The organism is Nitrococcus mobilis Nb-231 (assembly GCF_000153205.1).
In the GTDB taxonomy this organism is placed as follows: domain Bacteria; phylum Pseudomonadota; class Gammaproteobacteria; order Nitrococcales; family Nitrococcaceae; genus Nitrococcus; species Nitrococcus mobilis.
In genome coordinates this window covers 1,104,228-1,122,825 of sequence record NZ_CH672427.1, presented here as the reverse complement: position 1 = coordinate 1,122,825, position 18,598 = coordinate 1,104,228, and the positions used below count along the sequence as shown (strand labels likewise).

Here is an 18,598-nt window from a genome sequence, read left to right as displayed (position 1 = left end):
TATTGCGCCAATTAGGGCAAGTAGTGGGTCGGATCTCTTTTTTCCAAATTTACGACGCACGAAGTTAGAATACGGTTCACTGCTTTTTTTCTTCGCCCCTGGCATCTTTGCATTTTTCAGCGTACTCGCGCTCTAGCGATTGCACGGCAGTCTCCGCTCGGCGCAATAGGTCGCGCGCGTTTTCGAAATTATCTGCGGCGTCGCTTTCCTTCTTGGCGGCGTCATTGTAATACCCTTCTTTGAGTGGAAGATCCTCCTGGTACAGCTCGTTCCAGTAGTCGCGCTCGCGCTCCCACAGCTCCTTCGGGCCAAAGCACTTGTCGTCGCTGAAATCCTTATTTCGCTGCAGTTCTGCAATGTCCTGCTGCATTGGATCGCATTTTTCGGGGTTGTAATCGCCCGCCAAACAGTCGTTGATCAGCGAGGTCCGTATATCATCCAGCGCGGCTTGCAGTTCATCGATATTGAAGCGGCGGGCACATTCAATATACGAAGCCGCGGTGTTGAATGCCTGTTGCGTATGCACCTTAAGTCTGCGTTCGGTTTCGACGTAATCGGCGCGTGCCCGCTCCAGCGCCGTTTGGGCATTACGCCACCGCTGTTCGGCCTTGGTGTGTCGGGCTCGCACGGACGCAAGGTGATTGCGGACGGCGTCCAATCGCGCTTTCAGGTCGGCGCACTCGTCTATCGCCTTGGGACAATTTTTCCGGATCGCCGCGAGGTTGGCTTTGCTGCATACCCGGCTTCGGCCCAGGGCTTGCAGCCGCGCGTAATGTGTGCAATCGCAAGGGCATATCGTGGGGTGTCCCGGAAACAGCTTGCACATATCGCGCGCCGCGGCTGTATCCATTGGTGCACATGCTAAAACGATTAACATTACGGTCACTTTCCCTAGCCATCGTACTAACTGTTCCAGCGACAGACGATCATATGCGGCCATGGGTATTTCCCTCCCAGTACTCGCGTGGCGGATACCTATCCCCCAGTGTCAGGATAGATGTGTTTGCCGCAGCAATGCGGAGTGGTCGGCAAGGAGGCGGGCCGCGAAGCATGAGAAGCTGCTGAAGTGATGGAGGGATCGACCCTCCGGAGTCTGCCTGCAGGGGCCGGCTTCAAACCGCCCTCGTGCGGCATTGGCTGAAGACCGTTGTCGTGAGCGTCGAGGGAGAGGCGGGTCCACTTTATGAATAACCACGGTTTTGAGATGTTTGATGAAGAATGGGGCAGGGCGCCGTTACCGATGGCCGGGCTGAGGAGTACGACCTGGGATCTGGCCGTGTTTACCCAGATGTTTCTGAACAGGGGTGTTTAACGGCGATTGCCGCCTATTAAGTCCGGCATCGGCCGAGGCGATGACGTCCAACCGGATACCAGGCGTTGGATTCAATATGGATGGCTGGCACCCGGAGGCAAGCGGGGGTTATGGCTGGGGTATCCAGGGGCCGGAAAGGTTTGCCTGTTTTGATGGCGGGCTGAAATCCACGGGCAGCTTCTCTCATGCGGGCATAAGCAGCAGTCATGTATGGGCGGACCTAAAAAGAAGGCTGGTCGGTGTCTACCTGTCAGTTTGCCTGCCACCGGAAGAAGATGCGGCCCCCAACCCGGTCGATGTTTTCCGTCTTCGATGGCAGGCTGATATCTATGAGGACATGCTGACGGCAGCCTGTCTCTAACCGCGCTGCGATCGCTTGATCTCGGCCATCAGGGTAAAGATTTCCAGGGTGTTTGGTGCGTCTGTTGAACCGCTGTATTCACGATAGAGTGTCGAGACGTTCACCGCTATGCGTTCCGCATCAGTCCATGATTCGAAATCGCTGATGGAGATATCGAAGGCAGCTTCCTTCGCCTCCATACCAGCGTCGTATCGTTTTCTTGCTTCGGCGTCGATGTAGGCAAGATACTCCTGTACACGCTTGACGCCCGTAACGTCAGTAATGGGACCGTGGCCCGGTACAATAATTTCTGGCTCCCTGTCGATGATCAAATCGCAGGCCTTAAGCCAGTTGCTGACAGGGCCTGCCCACATGATGGGTGTGCCATCGATAAACAGGATGTCCCCCGTAAACACGGTGGAGTCGCCGGGAACGAACACCAGGACATCTCCCTGGGTGTGTGCCGGACCTACTTCAACAAGGTCGACCTGTTTGTCTCCGACCGTTAACGTCATTGCGCCGTTGAAGGTTTTTGTCGGGAGTTTCTCAGCGACATCTGAAAAATCGAATGGCCTGAAAATCTCCAGAAAGTACTCACCTGTCTCACCCAGGTGGGGCGCAGCCTGCATGATCTGCTGGAGTCGCTCGGGGCCGAAGGTTTCCATTTCCCTTGCCCCGGCCTCTGAGGCGATGATTTCCGCATGGGTGCAAAGACCGTTGCCGTGAGTGTGATCGCCATTTGCATGTGTATTCACGACCGTGCCGATCTTCTCAGCGGGAATACCGGTCGCATCCCGCATCGTTGACAACATCTCGCGCGTCAGGGGTGCGTCAAAGAGAGTATCGACCAGCAAAGACTGATCACCATCAACTACAAGACCCGCATTAGACCAGCCCCAGCTTCCGTCAGGCTGTAGATAGCTGTAGATGCCATTACCGGTTTCATGCAGACCTTTTTGAAATTGCCAGTCAGCCATTCGACCTTCCTCGAATCTTTGTTTCGACCATATCACGGGCGTTTTTCGGCGCCGACGGTGCACTCGAACTGCTCGCAGAGCACCTCATCGAGCGCGACGCCCATCAAAGGGACGAAGGCTGAACCGGATTCCTGCGCCTCGACCCTGAACTCCTCGTTGAAGGCACCCCGGTAGGTCTCGGCCAGATAGCGAATGGCTGCGGCGATATCGGTGATACCCTCGGCGGCCAGCTCCCGGGCAAGTGCCCCTGGTGCGTGGCAAAGGCGCGCTCGGAGCGACCCCGGGCCTCGGGGGAGTAGGCCGGGATCATCTCGATGCCAAGCTGGGCCATGGCGCGGCCGAACTGCGTAGGCCGGCGCTTGTCGATCAATCCGTCCAGGCCGTCCTCCTCGTAGCGGTCGATATACCGGCGGAACGTCCGCTCGTGGACCCCCAGCAGTCGGGCCGCCTCCTCCTGGGTCAGCCGGCGTGCCTGCTTGCGGGTCGGTCACGACAGGCGTACATTATGACGTACAGTTAAGCGTACTTAAAGAGGTCGCCATGTCGAAGGTCAGAGTGGATGAAGATATCCGCCCCTTGTCGGAGTTCCGTGCCGAGGTGGCATCTTTTGTTAAGCACATTCACGAGACTCGGCGGCCGATGGTCTTGACCCAGCGAGGACGCGGCGTCGCCGTCCTGATGGATGTCCATGAATTCGAGTCGATGCAGGAACGGCTGGAGATCCTCGAAGACATCTATCGCGCCGAGGAGCAACTTGCTGCAGGCGAGGGCGTGCCACATGAAAAGGCGAAGGCCCGGGTCCTGAAGGGCATCGCTCGGTGAAGGTGGAGTGGTCTCCGCTGGCACTGGATCGGGTATCAGATATCGCGCGCTACATCGCCAAAGACAACCCGGGTGCCGCCGAGCGATGGGTGAACGAACTGTTCGATTCGGTCGAGCGTCTGGCGGATTTTCCGGAGAGCGGTCGTGTTGTTCCGGAGGCCGGCGTCCGGCGAATCAGAGAGGTGATCTTTGGCGCTTATCGCGTGATCTACAGCGTCAAGGACAAGGTCGAGATCCTCACGGTGCGTCGGGGAAGCCAGCTGCTGGATGTGAGCGAGATCGATGATGAACAGGGATAACAAGACCATGTCACCGAAAGCCCAGCGCCCAGGGCCGGATAGCTCGCTGCTGAAGCGAACCGGCCGCGGCCGGAGCATGGCGGACGAGCAATCGGTCACCAACGCGTCGGCGGTCGGCGAGGAACGGGCGTTCCTGCGAGCCATCATCGCCGGTCTCGCCGACCTCGAAGCTGGCCGCGAACTCCCGCTCGCGGAGGCAAAAGCACGGTTACGTTTGACGTAGCGCCTCGCCGAAGAGAACCGGCACGACACGCCGATCGAAGCCGAGCCCTACCACATCCCCCCTTGCGGATGTGTGCCTTGGCGATGTGCTCGATCTCAATCCCCGGCGACTCGGCCAGTTCCCGGGCGCGCGTGCGAATCGCATCGCGCAGCGGCTCGGCAAAGCGCGGATAGTCGAAAACCCGAACGCCGCGGGCATAAAAAAACGCCGTCATGCCTTGCGCATAGCACGCTCCCGGCAGCGTGCCCGCACCACGATACGGTCATAAACAGGAGAGCACCCCGTGCAAACGATCCCAATACCGCTCCATCAGGTGCTGTGCCATCGTCTCCACCACCCACGGCTCAACCAACAAACGCAGCTTACTTCATCCTGTTTGGTTCCGGCTCCGCCGGCTTAAGAATTGTGACCTGACGATAGCCAAATCGGCCTGTTGCCGCTCCCTGGTGAAACCACTTGTTTGGGCTAGTACAACACTCAGGTTGCCCGGTTCCCCAACTCGCTGAGCTTCTCCAGCGTATCGGGGAACTTCCTCACCATCAGAATCAATGCAGCGGCCTGGGCATTAGGCCGCGCCCGCCCTTGTTCCCAGTTTTCCAGTGTACGCGTCGATACGCGCAGGCGGCGGGCAAACACGGCGCGGGAGACGTGCATGCTTTCGCGTGTGTCGCGGATGAGATCCGCGTCCACTTCGAGTGGTGGCAGGTCCTCGACCTCATGCGAACGCAGGGTGATCTTTCCCTCGCGTTGCTGCTGCATGGCATCGACGCCGTCCATCAGTTCATCGAACAACTTGCGCTTTTGCTTCATGATCTTCGTCTCCTAGTGTCGCATCACTCGTAAAGCGTCGTATGTGCTTATGGTGTGATAGGCTGTTTTTCCGTCTGAACAGACGGAGAGAGACCCTTGGTCAAGAAATACAAAGTGACGTTACAGGCGGAGGAGAGGCAGTCGCTCGAGGCGATGACGCAGAAGGGCTCGCATCAATCTCGGAAGGTCATCAACGCATTGATCTTGCTGAACTGCGATGAAGGCGAATTCAATCAGCGGCGCTTGCGGGGCGAGGATGTGGCCGAGGTGCTGAAGGTCAGCCTGCGCAGACTCGATCGGGTCAAAAAACGATTTGTCGAAGAGGGACTGGAGACGGCTTTGGGCGGTCGGCCGCGCCAGCGGCAGTACGAGCGCAAGGCCGACGGTGATCTGGAAGCGCGCCTGGTCGCGCTGAGTTGTAGTGAGCCGCCGAAGGGTTACTCTCAGTGGTCGCTTCGGTTACTCGCCGATCGTGCTGTCGAACTCGAGTACGTCGACAGCCTATCCTACGAGACGGTCCGTCGGGTTTTAAAAAAAACGAAATCAAACCCTGGCGGCGGATCGGTTGGGTGATTCCACCGGAGGGCAGCGCCGAGTTTGTCGCCGCGATGGAGCGGGTTTTGGACGTGTATCGACGTCCTTACGATGCTATGAATCCGGTTGTGTGCATGGACGAGACGCCGCGACAGCTCATCCGAGAGACACGCTCGCCGCTCCTACCCGGCCCTGGGCGTGTACAACGCCATGACTATGAGTATGAGCGATGCGGCGTGTGCAACGTGTTCATGGCCACTGAACCGTTGGCCGGAACCCGGATGACCAAGGTGACGGATCGCAAGACGAAGATCGACTGGGCGCAGTTCCTTCAGGACATTGCCGAGCGTTACACTGATGCCGAGCGGATCACGCTGATCATGGACAACTTGAATACCCACAGACCGGGAGCGCTATACGAAGCCTTTCCCCCGGATCAGGCCAAAGCCCTCTGGGACCGTTTTGAGTTCGTCTACACACCGAAGCACGGCAGTTGGCTCAATGTCGCCGAAATCGAGCTCAATGTGATGATCAGCCAATGCCTGAATCGACGAATCGACACCATTGCGCAGTTGCGCGAGCAGATCTCAGCCTGGCAGGCGCATCGCGATCAACTCCAGGCGAAGGTGAACTGGCAGTTCACCGCGCAAGACGCACGCATCAAACTGAAGCGCCTTTATCCGACCTTTAATGAGTGACATGACACTAGCCTCCAATTCGGCCTGGATAGCCTTCTTCAATACCTTCTTCTCTTCCGCCGTCAGGTCGGTGGCTTCATCTTTGCCATAAAGAGTGAAGAACCAGATCTGGTGATTGGCCGTCAGGTAGTAGTAGATGACTCTCAATCCACCTCGTTTGCCTTTGCCACGACGTGTGTTTTCCCAACGAATTTTGCGAAATCCACCAGTGCCGGCATCACGTCGCCCATTTCCGGGTTCTCCATCAGTGCGCGTTGCAGTTCGCGGTAGTTCTCGTCGGTCAGGTAGTCACCGAGGAGACGCGTGAACAAAGGAGTTTCCAGGAAAACCAGCTTCATCGGTGAATCATACGCAACTTGCGTATGATTTCGAGCTGATGGTTCCGCGATGCGGTAGCCCATAGCGCGGTAGCCGCGTTGGCCAGAGCTGTCGCGGTATGTCGAATGGATCCACACTGCATGAAGATGATCCGCTGTTGTCCGTCCCGGCGGATCGGTGCGGCAGTGAGCCCGAGGCCATAACGTGCTTTGACGCTCTTCAGGATGGTGTCGAACGAGACAGTGCCGACACGATGACATTCGTCTACGATGACCTGGCCATAGTCCTCGCTCAACGGATCTACCTCTCCCTTGCGGGAAAGCGACTGCATCACGGCGATGTCGATCTTGCCCGTGGGTTTGCGCTTTCCACCACCGATGATGCCGACGATCCCCTTTTCAATACCGAGGAAAGCGTTCAAGCGTTCCTGTCATTGCCTGAGCAGTTCGGCTCGATGCACCAGGATCAGTGTGTTCACGCGACGACGAGCAATGATGGCGGCCCCGGTGACCGTCTTTCCGAAAGCGGTCGGTGCGCAGAGCATGCCCACGTCGTGAGGCAGCATCGCGGCAACGGCTTCTTCCTGATCTGGCCGTAAAGTCCCAACGAACTCCACGTCGACGGGCTTGCCGTCTACTCGCTCGTGCGGATCCTGCTCTTCCATGGGATGCGCCGGTTCTTACCCCGCTGGCAACCTGGACAGTTTCGCGCGGCATACTAAAGAATACTTTGAAAAAGCCTCATTCGGTTTCGGCGGCAGAGCGGAAATAGGGCTGGCCGAAAATGGCTATAACGGCCTGAGGCATGGCTGCGAATTTCTCCAGCGCCGCCTTTGTTCTCTCCAATAAGTCATTTTTACTGAGCACGATTTGCTTGCCGACTTCCTGCTTCACGCGCGCCCAGACGCCTTCGTCAGGATTGAGCGTCGGCACGCCCGGGGTTAATGAGAAGTTACATCCGCGATTGCTTGGTGCGCCTCGGCCCAAAGGCTCTGGATCGGCGCCTACAAGTCTGGCAGGCCGCTCAGCTCAACTCATCAGAGGAGGCGTTGGCCATGGATGGCAAAATCATGAAGGGTGGCGTCGATCACACCGGGGCGCGGACCCATATCGTAAGCCTGATCGGGCACGCATCGAAGCACTGCGCCGCCCAAAAAAGTCGGCACGCTGAAGCGTAATGACACAGACGAGGCCAAGCGCACCAACGAAATCGGCGGGGCCATCCCGCTGCTCGAGACCTGTGATATCTCAGGGCGCGATATCACCGCTGATGCCCTGCTTACCCAGCGCGCCCTGGCTGAATAGATCGTCGCACACGATGCGCATTATCACTTCACGGCCAAAGACAATCAGAAAACCCTGGCCGAGGCTATCCGCCTGCTCTTTGAACGACGGGGCGCGCCAGATTACGCTGAACCGGCCGGCCTTGCGCATGGGCGCATCGAGCAGCGATGTATCGAGTGTGGCACGGCACTAAATACTTACCTCGACTTCCCACACGTCGGTCAAGTCGGGTTGATCGAGCGCGAGCGCACCGAAAAGAAAACCGCTAAACACAGCTGCGAGACTCTCGTCGGCCTCACCAGCCGAACGCCGCAACAGATGACACCGCAACAAGTACTGGCTATCAATCGGGGCCACTGGTCTATTGCAAGCCTGCACTACATCAGCGACTGGAACTATAACGAGGATCGCGGCCAGATCCGCACCGGCCATGGACCAGCCAACGTGACACGGCTGTGCCGCTTCGCCATCGGCGTGCTCAAGCACTTCCCAAAGCCCGGGCAATACATCCCTGAAATGATGCGCCAACTCGCACGTCGGCCACGCCAAGTGCTCGACTACTTGAGGCTAACCGCTCATTCAGCCGGAGCAGCCACAACTGGGCCATGAGAGCAAATTCGCCTTGAGGGCAGCGCGGATCATTGTGTGCATCGAAGGTCCGGTAGTGATAGAGAAGATCCTCGCCCACCTCGCCGCGAAAGCCGCCGCAGCCAAAGTCTCGCAGCGATTGCCATGCCGTAGGAGCTGGCCCAGACACGGCTGTTCGACTGACGGGATTACCCAAAGGATGATCCGTGCTTATCCGGTTGTCTCCCACGCCCACCACCGATAGTATATTGAGCCTCTGCATCACACTGGAGCAACCGTGGCTTTCGAGGTGTTTGAGCGGGATGATTTGCGGTTCCCACGCTCGTTGTCGGAATTTCAGCGCCTCTTTCCGGATGAGGCGGCTTGCGCTGCCTATCTTGAACACGCCCGATGGAGCGACGGGTTCGCGTGCCGTCACTGTGGGGTGGCTGATGAGCCATATCGCTTTGCCAATCGTTCCGGCGTTCTTCGATGTCGCCATTGCGGCCGCGACACCAGCCTTACCGCAGGCACCGTCATGGAGCGCACGCACACGCCGCTCTCGGTGTGGTTCTGGGCGGCTTACTTGGTGGCCAGCCAAACGCCGGGCATATCGGCCGTGCAGTTCCAGCGGCAACTCGGATTGTCGCGCTACGAGACCGCCTTCCAGATTCTTCACAAGCTTCGCGTCGGCATGGTTCGTCCCGATCAGGATCGAATCGGCGGAAGGGCGGAAGAAGTCGTCGAGGCCGATGAAACCTGGGTGGGTGGCCGTACGCGCGGCAAGGGACGGGGCGTTCATGACATGGCGATCGTGGCTGGTGCCGTCGAAGTCCGCCAGCGCAAACGCTCTGACAGCAGCCTCAACAAGCGGAAGAGCGGGCGTTATGCTGGCCGTGTGCGCCTGACTCTGGTTCCAGACCGCAGCGCCCGATCGCTCGGCCGCTTCATCGAGAGCGCCGTGGCACCGGGCACAAGAATCATTACCGATGACTGGAGCGGGTACGCTGGCTTGGCTTCGCGCAACTATCTCCACACCGCCGTCGCGCAGCGGGGTGATCCACAGGTTGCCGAAGAGTTCATGCCCATCATTCATCTCGTATTCTCAAATCTCAAGACCTGGCTGTGCGGTATCCATCATGGAGTCAGTCCGCAGCATCTACAGGCGTACCTCGATGAGTTCACCTTTCGCTTCAACCGCCGTTTCTACCCGTTCAACGCATTCCGCTCCCTGCTTGGCATTGCGGGTGATGTCACCGCGCTAACCTACGCCGAGCTTTACGCCGAAAAGTCTCGGCCCACTACATCTAGTAGCTCTGGGAGCTAACCGGATAAGCACGGGATGATCATCCGGGGTTGTGATGCCAGCGGTGTGGCAACGGCGGCGGCTGGCCCGCGGGGCGATGCCGCGAAGACGAGTGGTCAGCAAGCCCTCGCCGGGGTGGATTTAAGTGCCGGATGCCGCTCAGAGGCAAATCGCGAGTCAGAGCGACGGCCGGCCGGGGCGCCCGACAAACGCGAGGAAGCGGTGCTGTTGGACGAAAAGGTGGTTTATACTGCCTATAGCACTGGCAAGTTCATGCGCCATGTAAAACTAAGGTCCGGACAGACCCCCGATGCCACGGCTCTGATGAAGCTAATCGAAACTGCATACACTGATATGAAGACGCGCCTGAAGGCGGAGTAAATTCGTTCGGGCTTGCGATGTTTCCAGACGAGCGACGCGCCGACATCCCGGCAAGCATTCTCTCTCCTAGGCACAGGCAAAGTCTGATGACGCCATTGCTGGGTCGATGACCTGCCCGCCGGGAGGCGAAGGTTGAAATGACGACAAGAACGGGAACATTGCAATTCAGGGTGCGGCTTCAGGTAGCCTGTGGCAGACCTTCAGGTTGGCATCTGATGACCGGGAGGAGATACCATGCGGACGTTTGCACAGAAACCGGGAGCAACCCAGCAGACCAAGCCTGCCGAATCTGCGAAGGCCAGCCGGATGCCTTCTGGAAAGCACCGAGAAGCGCACTCCAACCTTCACCCACAACGCGCGATCGGTAACCAAGCAGCGCAGCGGTCACTACGGGGTGATCTTGAAAGCCTCGAAATCGAGTCCAGCAATCAAAGTGCAGCTAGATTTCGTCACGATTTCAGCCGGATCCCGATATACCAAAAGGGCAATCAGCAATCGGGCGGCGGGGAGCCGCTCGCGACGATAACACGTGCGCGGTTAGAGTCGATTCTTGGCACGCGAGTAGGCGACGTGCGCATTCATCGCGGGCCAGCGGCGGAACGTGCGGCGACCGCGGTAGGGGCGCCGGCATTCACCGTTGGACAGGACATCGTCCTAGGGGCCGCTTCGGGCAAGACCGCGCAGACAACCGCCCAAGGGTCGCCCCAGCATCTGACAACGCCGCATGGCGAGCAGATCCTCGCCCACGAAGCTGCCCACACGGTCCAGCAGTCGGGTGCCGCTCAAGCTCCCCGCCCGCTGCCCGAACGACTGCCCCGCTCACCTGTGGTCGACTCGCTCTTCGGGTGGCAACGCCAAGCTCTTCCGCGGACGGCTCCCGGTGGCGCCGAAGAGCGAGAAGCCGATGCCGCAGCCCGGGGACTCGAGCGACCCACGCCCGGAGCGCGCCTCGCGATCGCCGCCGCGCCACCTACCGCCCTCCCGTTTAAGCCGACAAAGTCGTTCAAGGAGATCTGGCCTGAGTTCGAGCGCGCCCGCTACGGCTCCGACATCGCCAAGGCCACGGCACTCGCCCGCGAACTCGCCACGGCACCGCACGACTTCGACGATATCCTGAACCATGGCATCGACGTGGTGGACTGGCTGCAGCGCCAAGGCGAGCCGGCTCTGGCCGCCAGTCTGCTCGGTGAGGTCCGCTCGGTCTGGATGATCCAGTTCGTCAGCGAAGGCGCCGCGTTGCCGTCGCGCACCTCGCTTTCGTGGGCCTCCAGCGATCCGGGTGTCCTCATCGCCCTGGGCAAGGAAGCAGCGCGGGCGGGCGAGCACGAGCAGGCGGTCAGCCTCCTTGGGGTGGCGAACGAGATCCTCTCGTACTACGCTCTCGAAGCGCCCCAGAAGCGGGCGAAGGTGCTCAAGACGGAGAGCGCGGCACAAACGCAGTTGGACCCGGAACTTCGGAGTGCTTTGACACTCCCCCGTATGCTCGCACGCTCCGCGCAGTACTCCGATCTGGAGAGCATCTACGACCAGATGCGCGACATCTACGGCGTCTACTCTGTGCTCGAGAGAGAAGCGCTCGCCGCGGGGGATACGAAGGGCGCAGCCGAAGCCCGCGCCAATTCCGCCAAACTCCACAAGGCGATCAAGAAGAAGCACACATGGGGCCACACGCAGACGGCGGGGTCGATCTCCACGGAGATCTTGGATCCGGTCGAGATCGCGGAGGTCAGCGACACCGATACGCCCAAGGGCCCGGGTCTCACGCTCCACGGCGCGAACCACGCCGAGACCACGCTCACTCAACTACCGGGCCTGCCATCACCCAAGGAGATCGGCAACAACGTCCAGGTCCAGAACCTAGGTGCGCTACAGAGCGCGCTCATGGCGCAGACCGACTTCCAGGCCGAAATCGGGCGCCAGCCGGAGATCCGCAAGGCGTTTGGCAACAAGCCGATCGACCTCAACAAGACCGCTGATCGCCAGAAGGTCTGGCGAATCATGTACGGCGTCTTCAAGCAATCCGGCACCGGCGCGCTGGGGTCGCTAATGGCGCTCATCGGGCGCTACCTACGAGCCTTCACGATCCACACCCGGTACAACGTGCGCGACTGGGGGAAGAGCTACCTGGATAGCGACATGCCGACCGATCTCGCCGGTCGCGCGGAGCGGGACTGTGGTGTCTATGCGCTCTCGGTCGCCTGGGACGTCTATCAGACCGTCAAGCGCGGCGACTCCAAGCTCCACGTGACCTTCGACCTCACCACCATGCTCGGGCACGTCACCCTAGTCATCACCGACAAATCGACCGGCGAGTACTACGTCGTCAACAACGACCAGGTCAGCCCGCCGCAGCGCGGCGATCCGCTCACCCAGGTCGCGCCTCAGTATGGAGCGGTTCGCGGGTTGCCCTACACCGTGGGACCGGCGGTAACCGTCGCGCTCGGCTCGACCAAGGATCCGCAGAAGAGGTTCCGCGGCCAGGCGTGGAGGCGCTACCTGGCCGCGGTCGATTGGGGGTTGAAGCTCGATATCCCGCCGGAGGTCGCGAAGCTCAAGAAGACCGACCCGGCCGCGTACTCGGAAAACGTTCAGGCCATCCAACAGGCGCGCTACAAGGGGTTCTACCGCGATCAGGAGACCTTCGACCGCGGGGCGAAAGAGCTCGATCCGCTCGTGGATGCGCTTGCACCGGTCGCGGGCGACCAAGCGAAGCTCGCGCCCGCGCTCGATCCGCTGGTGGACAAGGCCGGGGCGCTCGCGGCGCTCTTCATCCAGCTCGCGCAGCCTGGCGTCGTCACGACGTTGGCCAAGTCGCAGGCCATTCTCCCCCGCAAGCCACAGTTTCTCTTCACGTTGGAGCAGGGCCATACGGTGCATCCCATCGCGCGGGTTGCGCTCGGCATCCTGCACTTCAAGGCGATCGGTGGGAAGCTGACGCCGAAACAGGACGCGCTCGTGAAGTTCTGCAAGACCGTGCCGATGTTCAAGCAGCAGATGGACGCGTACCAGGCCGCGGGCGCGAGAGGCAAGTTCAAGACTGTACCTTGAAATAGATGGCCAAACGGCCGAGCCAAAACGGCGCAGATGCAAGGCGCCGCGAGGGCGTGGGTAAGCACCCTCGGCCGAGCGGGAACGCCGCAACTGCACCGTTTTGGCCGGATCCGCACCCCGCGCGAATGCGCCTGATTTCCAACCGCCAAGCTTCCGTTGGTAATCTATTTTGAGGTACAGTCTAGAGAGCAGTTTAAACGAGATGTGTCCAATCGCGCGCACGCCGGCGGTCCCAGACCGGAAGCTCCCCGCCCCGGAAGCGAAAGCGGGATGACAAATAGATGGATAAGGCCGACGAAACGGCTAGCGACGTTGATTTTCTAAGGAACGTCTGAACTATTCGAGCTGAAGTCAAGCGCATTCGTCTCTGACGAGAGGAAGGGTAAAAATGCTCGGTTTCCCGCCGCCGAGTGCTGATTTACGGGGCCGTTTGGCGCCGCTGAACCCCTTTTCGGAGCAAGCAGGCGGAGTTTGCCTGTCAGCTCGTCATCAGTTGCCTCCTCACCAGATACAGATTCGTCAGGCCGATCAGCGTGAACACCTGTGCGGCGTTCTTGACAAGCCCCTTGTGGCGCACCTTGGTGTAACCGAATTGGCGCTTGATCACCCGGAAAATGTGCTCCACCCGGGCACGGACCGAGGAGCGCTTGCGGTTGGTGCGCTTGTTCGCACCGGTGAGTTTGTGCTTGGAGCTTGCCTTCAAGGACACGCCCCAGTAGACACCCGCCCGGCGCGCCGCGCGCTTAAGGGTGTTATCGACGTAGCCCTTATCACCAAAGACCGCGCGGTCGTCCTCGCGCAGCAGGCGCGGCAATTGGCTGATGTCCGAGGCGTTGGCTGCAGTCACCGAAACCGTGTGAGCAAGGCCGCTGTTGACATCGGCCCCCACGTGGATCTTCATGCCGAAATACCACTGATTGCCCTTCCGCGTCTGGTGCATCTGCGGGTCGCGCCGGCGCGCCTTGTTCTTCGTCGAGGCCGGAGCGTGCACAATCGTGGCATCGACCATAGTGCCGCCCTTGAGCAGCGCCCCGCGCTCGGCGAGCACGTCGTGGATTACGTTCATCATCTGGGCAGTCAGGCCGTGGCGCTCCAGCAGGCGGCGAAACTTCAAAATCGTGGTCTCGTCGGGCAGCGCGTCGTCGATGAGCTCAAGCCCGGCGAAGCGGCGCATCGACTCGATCTCATAGAGCGCATCCTCCATGGCCGGGTCGGAGAGCGTGTACCACTGCTGCATGAAATAAATACGCAGCATCGACTCAAGCGGCATCGGCGGGCGGCCACGCCGGCCCGCCTTGGGGTAGTGCGGCTCAATGAGCGCCACCAGTTTTGCCCAAGGCACCACCTGCTCCATCTCGGCGAGAAACTTCTCCCGGCGCGTGCGCCGCTTCTTGGCCGCAAAACTCATCGAAGCAAAGGTGGTTTGTTTCATCGGTTCCGCCTGGGTCGGTGACAATGCCACCATTATACTGGCGTGGCCGGGAATAGTTCAGAGTTTCCCTAACGGGCGTTGCGATTTCAGCAATCGCTTTAGTCGCGGCATTTGTGGTGGCGATATTCTATGTGGGCATAATCGATTCTCTCCCACGGTCGATGAGGGGAGAGAGCGTGATGATTCCGCGGACCCTCGCCATTGGGGGAATGCTTGTGATGCCATTTCTAGTACCCTGGCTGATCTCAATTCCGTGTGTGCGCAATCGGCGCGCGCGGACGATTATCGTGGTCACACTGCTAATCGCCACCCTGGCAATTTATTTCGTCTCAGGGTTTTCGGGTCTTCTCGACAAAGCATACCGGAGGGGCCTGTGACGCGTCATCTTGCCGGCCGTCTACACCCCCGACGAATACGCAAACACCGTCACACCCAGATCGGCGGCTTTTTGCTCGATCTCTTCCTTGCCCAACAGCAAGGTCTTGCCGGCCTCGATGACGATCCCTTGCACGCCGGCCTCGGCGGCGACCTCGATGGTGTCGGGACCGATACACGGGACGTCGAAACGCTCGTCTTGGTAAATGATGCGCCAACTCGCACGTCGGCCACGCCAAGTGCTCGACTACTTGAGGCTAACCGCTCATTCAGCCGGAACAGCCACAACTGGGCCATGAGAACAAATTCGCCTTGAGGGCAGCGCGGATCATTGTGTGCATCGAAGGTCCGGTAGTGATAGAGAAGATCCTCGCCCACCTCGACGCGAAAGCCGCCGCAGCCAAAGTCTCGCAGCGATTGCCATGCCGTAGGAGCTGCCCCAGACACGGCTGTTCGACTGACCGGATTACCCAAAGGATGATCATCCAGGGTTGTGATGCCCGCGGTGTGGCAACGGCGGCGGCTGGCCCGCGGGGCGATGCCGCGAAGACGAGTGGTCAGCAAGCCCTCGCCGGGGTGGATTTAAGTGCCGGATGCTGCTCAGAGGCAAATCGCGAGTCAGAGCGACGGCCGGCCGGGGCGCCCGACAAACGCGAGGAAGCGGTGCTGTTGGACGAAAAGGTGGTTTATACTGCCTATAGCACTTGTGCGCTTATGCGTATAAGCGTAAAGGCTGAACCGCGAATCACCTTGGAGAGCACAGATGAGCAACGTCCGATGGTCTATCGTCGTGCGGGACGATGTGGACAAGGCCCTGCGGGCCTACCTGGGCCGGCGTGGCACGAAAAAGGGCGACCTCTCTCAGTTTGTCGAAGAGGCGGTCCAGGCGCGCCTGTTCGAACTGACGGTGCAGGATGTCAAGCAGCGCAACCGGGAGTACTCGCAAGATGAGATCCTGGAGGCAATCGACGAAGCTCTGGCCAACGGCTAACAGTTTTGCGGGTTGTTCTTGACACCGGGATCCTGCTCGCCGCGTTGATCACGTCTGCTACGCCGCCCGACTTGATCTATCGGGCTTGGCGTAAGAAAGCCTTCGAAGTGATCACCTCTGAGTGGCAGCTCGACGAGCTCCGCCGGGTTTCCCGCTATCCGAAACTGCGCAAGTATCTCAAGCCCGCCGAGGCGGGCACGCTGGTGAACGGACTGCGGCGCCAGGCCACCGTACTGCAAGATCTACCGAAGGTGGAGTTATCGCCAGACCCTGACGACAATCCCATACTGGCCACCGCAATTGCCGGTATGGCCGACTATCTGGTGACAGGCGACCAGCGCGATCTGCTGTCCCTCGGCAAAGTCGAAGCCGTGCAGATCATCACGGCACGCGCCTTTGCCGAGCTCCTCGGGGTTTCGCCCGCGGACTGAGCGCTCTCCGACCGACTCCCGACCGTCCCGCTTCACAGCACTCTGATCATAGACAGTAAACCACGACGGGCATCGATGGCGTTTCCACTATGGCGGAACACACGGCGTATGGATTATGCGCAGTATGGAACGCGCGCCGTGCAAAACTCACCTCCGGCAGCCCAGATTGCTGACCTTGATTGCAGGGGCCTTCGTCCTGTGTGGAGCGGCCTTCGCCGATCCCAACGCCGAACGTGAAACCCTCGCACGCCTGATCCACGAGATCGAAGCACTCGCTCCGCTGATCGCGACCGCTGAGTCCCAGGCCAGCCCCGACGCCCGCATTCGCTTCCGCTACGACTGGTTGCGCCGGGACCTCGAGCGCATTCGCGCCGGCATCTAGGAACGCATCGGCGCGCCTCGCATCGAGCCGCGGACGTTCCCGCCGCTGCGCGGCGACTACCGGCAGTGAGAATCGCCCATGACCGCTGCCCAGAGTGCCACCTTTCAGTCCGGCTCCGGCGTCACCCTGGGGACGCTGCTCACGACCATCGCGAGTGTGGTCCTGGTGCTGACGTTCGTCTGGGTGATGTGGGTGACGATCGGCTCGCTTCGAGCCTGGCAGGGCGGGCAGGTTGCGCTGTTCGACCTCGTCTGGGCGGCGCTGCGAGCGAGCATCGTGTTGCTCGTGCTCGGTTTCTATCTGCGGTGACGGGGTGACCGGAACCGGACTGGAAGGCGGCACTCTGGGCCGGAGCCAACGGTAAGGACGACCGTACCCATGCACGTTGGATGGCGCTGCGCTGGCGCGTCATCGGCTGGCTGCTCGTCATCGAGCTTGTGCTCGGGCAGAACCTTATCGTGCGCTTTCTGGGCGCGATCTCGGGGCCCGTCGCATGAGCGTCGACAGCTACCTCGAACTCTTCACGACGCTGTTCGGCTGGGCCTTCTACGGCGTGCTGTGGGACGTGCTGGTTGGCACCGGCATCGTGTACCTGCCATTCCTCGGCATCCTGATCGACAACTGGCGCGACCCGGCCGAGGGCGGCGAGTTCGGCGCAGTCACGGGACTCTCACTGCGGCGCATGGAAATCGAGCTGTTTCTCGCGCTGCTCGTCGTGGTGCTGGCGGGTCAGCCGGCTGCGCTGACACCGTTGAATGCGGGGACCTTGAACTACGAACCGCAGCCCACGCTCAGCGACCCGACGCCGGCGACCGCCACGGTGGCGGCACCGCAGAGCACCTATGGCGCGGCCGGATTCAATGGCTCTCCGGCGACCGTGAACATTCCGGTTTGGTGGTACGCCGTGCTGGCGATGAGCTCCGGATTCAATCACGCCGTGATCGAAGGACTACCCGCGGCCAGCGACCTGCGGACCTACGAGCAACAGGCACGACTCGCCACGATCGCCGATCCACGGCTGCGCCAGGAGACGAGCGACTTCTTCAGCGAGTGCTACGTGGCCGCACGCTCCAAGTTTCAAGCAGAACGGCTGGCGACGGCCGCGGTGGCCGGGATCCTCACGACCTATGGTGAGGATGACCCCGACTGGATGGGCTCGCACGTCTACCGGGACACAGCCGGTTACTACGAAACCCTGCGCCCGTCGAAGCAGATCCCGGGCTGGGCCTACAACCCGGCCCGCGATACCGAGTACGACCCGGCATCGCCGCCCACCTGGGGCAAGCCCACGTGCAAGGAGTGGTGGGAGGACGGCACCCAAGGCGTGCGCGAGAAGCTCATCAACGAGGCGGGCGCGACCTCGGCGGGGTTCTCGGGCCTGGTCGTCGCGGTGGCACCGATCCTGGCCAGCGAGCAGCAGGAAGACGCCGTCGTTCGCACCGTGCTCAACAATGCGCCGCCCTCCTGGTCCAGCAATGAGCTCGTGGCCGGCAACACGGCCAACACCGGCTGGCTCGCCACGGCCGAAAACATCGCCAAGGGCGGTCTCGCCACGGGCGGCGTGCTCGTCGCCTCAGGGCTTTTCTCAGTGACCATGACCGCGGTGCTGCAGGCGCTGCCGATGGTTCAAGCGCTGATGCTACTCGGCATCTACGCGCTGCTGCCGATGATCGTCGTCCTGTCGCGCTACTCGCTGTCGATGATGGTGGCCGGCGCGATGGCGGTCTTCACGGTCAAGTTCTGGAGCGTGCTTTGGTACCTGGCCATGTGGGTGGATCAGAACCTGATCCTCTCGATGTACCCGAACGTGAACGTGTTCCTGCAGATCTTCGCCAATCCGGGCGAGCATGATGCCAAGCGCATACTGCTCAACATGATTACGACGAGCCTCTACCTGGGGCTGCCGCTGCTATGGAGCGGGATGATGGCGTGGGCAGGCGTAAAGGTGGGGCGGACGATCAGCGACGCATCGTCACCACTCGCTCGTCGTGGTGAGGATGCGGGGCAACAGGGAGGGGCGCTGGGCAAGAATACTGCAGGGCGCATGGTGCGTCGCTAGCGCAACG

At 60.6% G+C, this 18,598-nt stretch carries 26 protein-coding genes and 1 pseudogene; 15 read left to right on the top strand and 12 right to left on the bottom strand.

Features of this window, described 5'->3' with window-relative positions; translation table 11 throughout:
• Positions 1-76 precede the first annotated feature (76 nt).
• The gene (locus tag NB231_RS18325) at positions 77-526 is read right to left on the bottom strand and encodes a hypothetical protein (protein WP_156776903.1); all 450 of its coding nucleotides are present in this window, start codon (positions 524-526) and stop codon (positions 77-79) included.
• 862 nt (positions 527-1,388) lie between these two features.
• Between NB231_RS18325 and NB231_RS05120 the strand changes: the two genes are divergently transcribed.
• Positions 1,389-1,673: a hypothetical protein gene (locus NB231_RS05120; protein WP_040661860.1), complete on the top strand. Its 285-nt coding sequence runs from the start codon at positions 1,389-1,391 to the stop codon at positions 1,671-1,673.
• Here NB231_RS05120 and NB231_RS05115 read toward each other — a convergent pair.
• Both NB231_RS05115 and NB231_RS18950 read right to left on the bottom strand, forming a co-directional pair.
• Positions 1,670-2,629, bottom strand: coding sequence for an MBL fold metallo-hydrolase (locus tag NB231_RS05115; protein ID WP_005000325.1), 960 nt, complete (start codon positions 2,627-2,629; stop codon positions 1,670-1,672). The two genes, NB231_RS05120 and NB231_RS05115, sit on opposite strands and share 4 nt — an antisense overlap.
• A gap of 32 nt (positions 2,630-2,661) precedes the next feature.
• Positions 2,662-3,120: a hypothetical protein gene (locus NB231_RS18950; RefSeq protein ID WP_005000323.1), complete on the bottom strand. Its 459-nt coding sequence runs from the start codon at positions 3,118-3,120 to the stop codon at positions 2,662-2,664.
• 49 nt (positions 3,121-3,169) lie between these two features.
• On the opposite strand from NB231_RS18950, the gene NB231_RS05105 reads away from it, so the two are divergent.
• Genes NB231_RS05105 through NB231_RS05095 form a run of 3 tightly spaced genes read left to right on the top strand, consistent with a single transcriptional unit; the run spans position 3,170 to position 3,973 of the window.
• A complete protein-coding gene (locus tag NB231_RS05105) occupies positions 3,170-3,451 on the top strand; it encodes a type II toxin-antitoxin system Phd/YefM family antitoxin (protein WP_005000322.1) in 282 nt (93 codons plus the stop codon).
• Positions 3,452-3,453: 2 nt separating this feature from the next.
• On the top strand, positions 3,454-3,750 hold the full coding sequence (locus NB231_RS05100) for a type II toxin-antitoxin system RelE/ParE family toxin (protein WP_232210391.1): 297 nt from the start codon (positions 3,454-3,456) through the stop codon (positions 3,748-3,750).
• Between the two features lie 7 nt (positions 3,751-3,757).
• Positions 3,758-3,973, top strand: a complete 216-nt coding sequence (locus NB231_RS05095) for a hypothetical protein (protein ID WP_005000320.1) — start codon at positions 3,758-3,760, stop codon at positions 3,971-3,973.
• Positions 3,974-4,450: 477 nt separating this feature from the next.
• Here the strand turns inward: NB231_RS05095 and NB231_RS05085 are convergent, their stop codons facing one another.
• Positions 4,451-4,783, bottom strand: a complete 333-nt coding sequence (locus NB231_RS05085; RefSeq protein ID WP_005000318.1) for a helix-turn-helix domain-containing protein — start codon at positions 4,781-4,783, stop codon at positions 4,451-4,453.
• 153 nt (positions 4,784-4,936) lie between these two features.
• On the opposite strand from NB231_RS05085, the gene NB231_RS17440 reads away from it, so the two are divergent.
• A protein-coding gene (locus NB231_RS17440) for an IS630 family transposase (RefSeq protein WP_232210515.1) occupies positions 4,937-6,015 on the top strand; the annotation gives its coding sequence in 2 pieces (ribosomal slippage) (positions 4,937-5,309 and positions 5,309-6,015; 1,080 coding nt in all).
• Here the strand turns inward: NB231_RS17440 and NB231_RS05070 are convergent.
• From NB231_RS05070 to NB231_RS05055, 4 genes and pseudogenes are all read right to left on the bottom strand, one after another.
• A complete protein-coding gene (locus NB231_RS05070; protein WP_198007340.1) occupies positions 5,905-6,207 on the bottom strand; it encodes a type II toxin-antitoxin system RelE/ParE family toxin in 303 nt (100 codons plus the stop codon). The two genes, NB231_RS17440 and NB231_RS05070, sit on opposite strands and share 111 nt — an antisense overlap.
• Positions 6,159-6,353 carry a hypothetical protein gene (locus NB231_RS18945; protein WP_005000314.1) on the bottom strand — a complete coding sequence of 65 codons (195 nt, stop codon included), beginning with the start codon at positions 6,351-6,353 and terminating at the stop codon, positions 6,159-6,161. The genes NB231_RS05070 and NB231_RS18945 overlap by 49 nt, the downstream gene beginning before the upstream one ends.
• Positions 6,350-6,997, bottom strand: a pseudogene (locus NB231_RS20130) (DEAD/DEAH box helicase family protein). The gene NB231_RS18945 and the pseudogene NB231_RS20130 overlap by 4 nt, the downstream one beginning before the upstream one ends.
• 76 nt (positions 6,998-7,073) lie before the next feature.
• Positions 7,074-7,265 carry a hypothetical protein gene (locus tag NB231_RS05055; protein WP_005000310.1) on the bottom strand — a complete coding sequence of 64 codons (192 nt, stop codon included), beginning with the start codon at positions 7,263-7,265 and terminating at the stop codon, positions 7,074-7,076.
• 11 nt (positions 7,266-7,276) lie between these two features.
• On the opposite strand from NB231_RS05055, the gene NB231_RS18940 reads away from it, so the two are divergent.
• Complete coding sequence (locus NB231_RS18940; RefSeq protein ID WP_005000309.1) at positions 7,277-7,510, top strand: hypothetical protein; 234 nt, start codon at positions 7,277-7,279, stop codon at positions 7,508-7,510.
• A 70-nt stretch (positions 7,511-7,580) separates the two neighbouring features.
• Here the strand turns inward: NB231_RS18940 and NB231_RS05045 are convergent, their stop codons facing one another.
• Both NB231_RS05045 and NB231_RS19405 read right to left on the bottom strand, forming a co-directional pair.
• Positions 7,581-7,766 (bottom strand): hypothetical protein, encoded by a 186-nt coding sequence (locus tag NB231_RS05045; RefSeq protein ID WP_005000308.1) that lies wholly within the window; start codon positions 7,764-7,766, stop codon positions 7,581-7,583.
• A 39-nt stretch (positions 7,767-7,805) separates the two neighbouring features.
• The gene (locus tag NB231_RS19405; RefSeq protein ID WP_232210544.1) at positions 7,806-7,973 is read right to left on the bottom strand and encodes a hypothetical protein; all 168 of its coding nucleotides are present in this window, start codon (positions 7,971-7,973) and stop codon (positions 7,806-7,808) included.
• On the opposite strand from NB231_RS19405, the gene NB231_RS18310 reads away from it, so the two are divergent.
• From NB231_RS18310 to NB231_RS05025, 4 genes are all read left to right on the top strand, one after another.
• Positions 7,935-8,225 (top strand): hypothetical protein, encoded by a 291-nt coding sequence (locus NB231_RS18310; RefSeq protein WP_005000307.1) that lies wholly within the window; start codon positions 7,935-7,937, stop codon positions 8,223-8,225. The genes NB231_RS19405 and NB231_RS18310 overlap by 39 nt on opposite strands.
• Before the next feature lie 256 nt (positions 8,226-8,481).
• Positions 8,482-9,510: an IS1595-like element ISNmo1 family transposase gene (locus NB231_RS05035; RefSeq protein WP_005000306.1), complete on the top strand. Its 1,029-nt coding sequence runs from the start codon at positions 8,482-8,484 to the stop codon at positions 9,508-9,510.
• 15 nt (positions 9,511-9,525) lie between these two features.
• Positions 9,526-9,870 carry a hypothetical protein gene (locus NB231_RS05030; RefSeq protein ID WP_005000303.1) on the top strand — a complete coding sequence of 115 codons (345 nt, stop codon included), beginning with the start codon at positions 9,526-9,528 and terminating at the stop codon, positions 9,868-9,870.
• A gap of 234 nt (positions 9,871-10,104) precedes the next feature.
• Positions 10,105-12,918 (top strand): eCIS core domain-containing protein, encoded by a 2,814-nt coding sequence (locus NB231_RS05025; RefSeq protein WP_005000300.1) that lies wholly within the window; start codon positions 10,105-10,107, stop codon positions 12,916-12,918.
• Between the two features lie 481 nt (positions 12,919-13,399).
• On the opposite strand, the gene NB231_RS05020 is transcribed toward NB231_RS05025, so the two are convergent.
• Both NB231_RS05020 and lpxI read right to left on the bottom strand, forming a co-directional pair.
• A complete protein-coding gene (locus NB231_RS05020) occupies positions 13,400-14,353 on the bottom strand; it encodes an IS5 family transposase (protein ID WP_040661849.1) in 954 nt (317 codons plus the stop codon).
• A 397-nt stretch (positions 14,354-14,750) separates the two neighbouring features.
• Positions 14,751-14,936 carry a UDP-2,3-diacylglucosamine diphosphatase LpxI domain-containing protein gene (gene lpxI, locus NB231_RS17435; RefSeq protein ID WP_269593430.1) on the bottom strand — a complete coding sequence of 62 codons (186 nt, stop codon included), beginning with the start codon at positions 14,934-14,936 and terminating at the stop codon, positions 14,751-14,753.
• A gap of 555 nt (positions 14,937-15,491) precedes the next feature.
• Here lpxI and NB231_RS05010 point away from each other — a divergent pair.
• The 5 genes from NB231_RS05010 (at position 15,492) to NB231_RS04990 (ending at position 18,591) form a co-directional block, all read left to right on the top strand.
• The gene (locus NB231_RS05010; protein WP_005000296.1) at positions 15,492-15,719 is read left to right on the top strand and encodes a ribbon-helix-helix domain-containing protein; all 228 of its coding nucleotides are present in this window, start codon (positions 15,492-15,494) and stop codon (positions 15,717-15,719) included.
• A 5-nt stretch (positions 15,720-15,724) separates the two neighbouring features.
• A complete protein-coding gene (locus NB231_RS05005; RefSeq protein WP_005000294.1) occupies positions 15,725-16,150 on the top strand; it encodes a putative toxin-antitoxin system toxin component, PIN family in 426 nt (141 codons plus the stop codon).
• Positions 16,151-16,274: 124 nt separating this feature from the next.
• The gene (locus NB231_RS05000) at positions 16,275-16,532 is read left to right on the top strand and encodes an integrative conjugative element protein, RAQPRD family (protein WP_005000293.1); all 258 of its coding nucleotides are present in this window, start codon (positions 16,275-16,277) and stop codon (positions 16,530-16,532) included.
• Between the two features lie 78 nt (positions 16,533-16,610).
• Complete coding sequence (locus NB231_RS04995; protein ID WP_005000292.1) at positions 16,611-16,841, top strand: TIGR03758 family integrating conjugative element protein; 231 nt, start codon at positions 16,611-16,613, stop codon at positions 16,839-16,841.
• A gap of 184 nt (positions 16,842-17,025) precedes the next feature.
• Positions 17,026-18,591 carry a conjugal transfer protein TraG N-terminal domain-containing protein gene (locus tag NB231_RS04990; RefSeq protein WP_005000289.1) on the top strand — a complete coding sequence of 522 codons (1,566 nt, stop codon included), beginning with the start codon at positions 17,026-17,028 and terminating at the stop codon, positions 18,589-18,591.
• Positions 18,592-18,598 lie beyond the last annotated feature (7 nt).

Excerpts from the sequence above, each read along its gene's own strand:
- NB231_RS05120 (WP_040661860.1), top strand. The coding sequence starts at position 1,389 with ATGGATGGCTGGCACCCGGAGGCAAGCGGGGGTTATGGCTGGGGTATC.
- NB231_RS05115 (WP_005000325.1), bottom strand. The coding sequence starts at position 2,629 with ATGGCTGACTGGCAATTTCAAAAAGGTCTGCATGAAACCGGTAATGGC.
- NB231_RS05105 (WP_005000322.1), top strand. The coding sequence starts at position 3,170 with ATGTCGAAGGTCAGAGTGGATGAAGATATCCGCCCCTTGTCGGAGTTC.
- NB231_RS05095 (WP_005000320.1), top strand. The coding sequence starts at position 3,758 with ATGTCACCGAAAGCCCAGCGCCCAGGGCCGGATAGCTCGCTGCTGAAG.
- NB231_RS05085 (WP_005000318.1), bottom strand. The coding sequence starts at position 4,783 with ATGAAGCAAAAGCGCAAGTTGTTCGATGAACTGATGGACGGCGTCGAT.
- NB231_RS18945 (WP_005000314.1), bottom strand. The coding sequence starts at position 6,353 with ATGAAGCTGGTTTTCCTGGAAACTCCTTTGTTCACGCGTCTCCTCGGT.
- NB231_RS18940 (WP_005000309.1), top strand. The coding sequence starts at position 7,277 with ATGAGAAGTTACATCCGCGATTGCTTGGTGCGCCTCGGCCCAAAGGCT.
- NB231_RS05045 (WP_005000308.1), bottom strand. The coding sequence starts at position 7,766 with ATGCGCAAGGCCGGCCGGTTCAGCGTAATCTGGCGCGCCCCGTCGTTC.
- NB231_RS18310 (WP_005000307.1), top strand. The coding sequence starts at position 7,935 with ATGACACCGCAACAAGTACTGGCTATCAATCGGGGCCACTGGTCTATT.
- NB231_RS05030 (WP_005000303.1), top strand. The coding sequence starts at position 9,526 with ATGATCATCCGGGGTTGTGATGCCAGCGGTGTGGCAACGGCGGCGGCT.
- NB231_RS05025 (WP_005000300.1), top strand. The coding sequence starts at position 10,105 with ATGCGGACGTTTGCACAGAAACCGGGAGCAACCCAGCAGACCAAGCCT.
- NB231_RS05020 (WP_040661849.1), bottom strand. The coding sequence starts at position 14,353 with ATGAAACAAACCACCTTTGCTTCGATGAGTTTTGCGGCCAAGAAGCGG.
- NB231_RS05010 (WP_005000296.1), top strand. The coding sequence starts at position 15,492 with ATGAGCAACGTCCGATGGTCTATCGTCGTGCGGGACGATGTGGACAAG.
- NB231_RS05000 (WP_005000293.1), top strand. The coding sequence starts at position 16,275 with ATGGAACGCGCGCCGTGCAAAACTCACCTCCGGCAGCCCAGATTGCTG.
- NB231_RS04995 (WP_005000292.1), top strand. The coding sequence starts at position 16,611 with ATGACCGCTGCCCAGAGTGCCACCTTTCAGTCCGGCTCCGGCGTCACC.
- NB231_RS04990 (WP_005000289.1), top strand. The coding sequence starts at position 17,026 with ATGAGCGTCGACAGCTACCTCGAACTCTTCACGACGCTGTTCGGCTGG.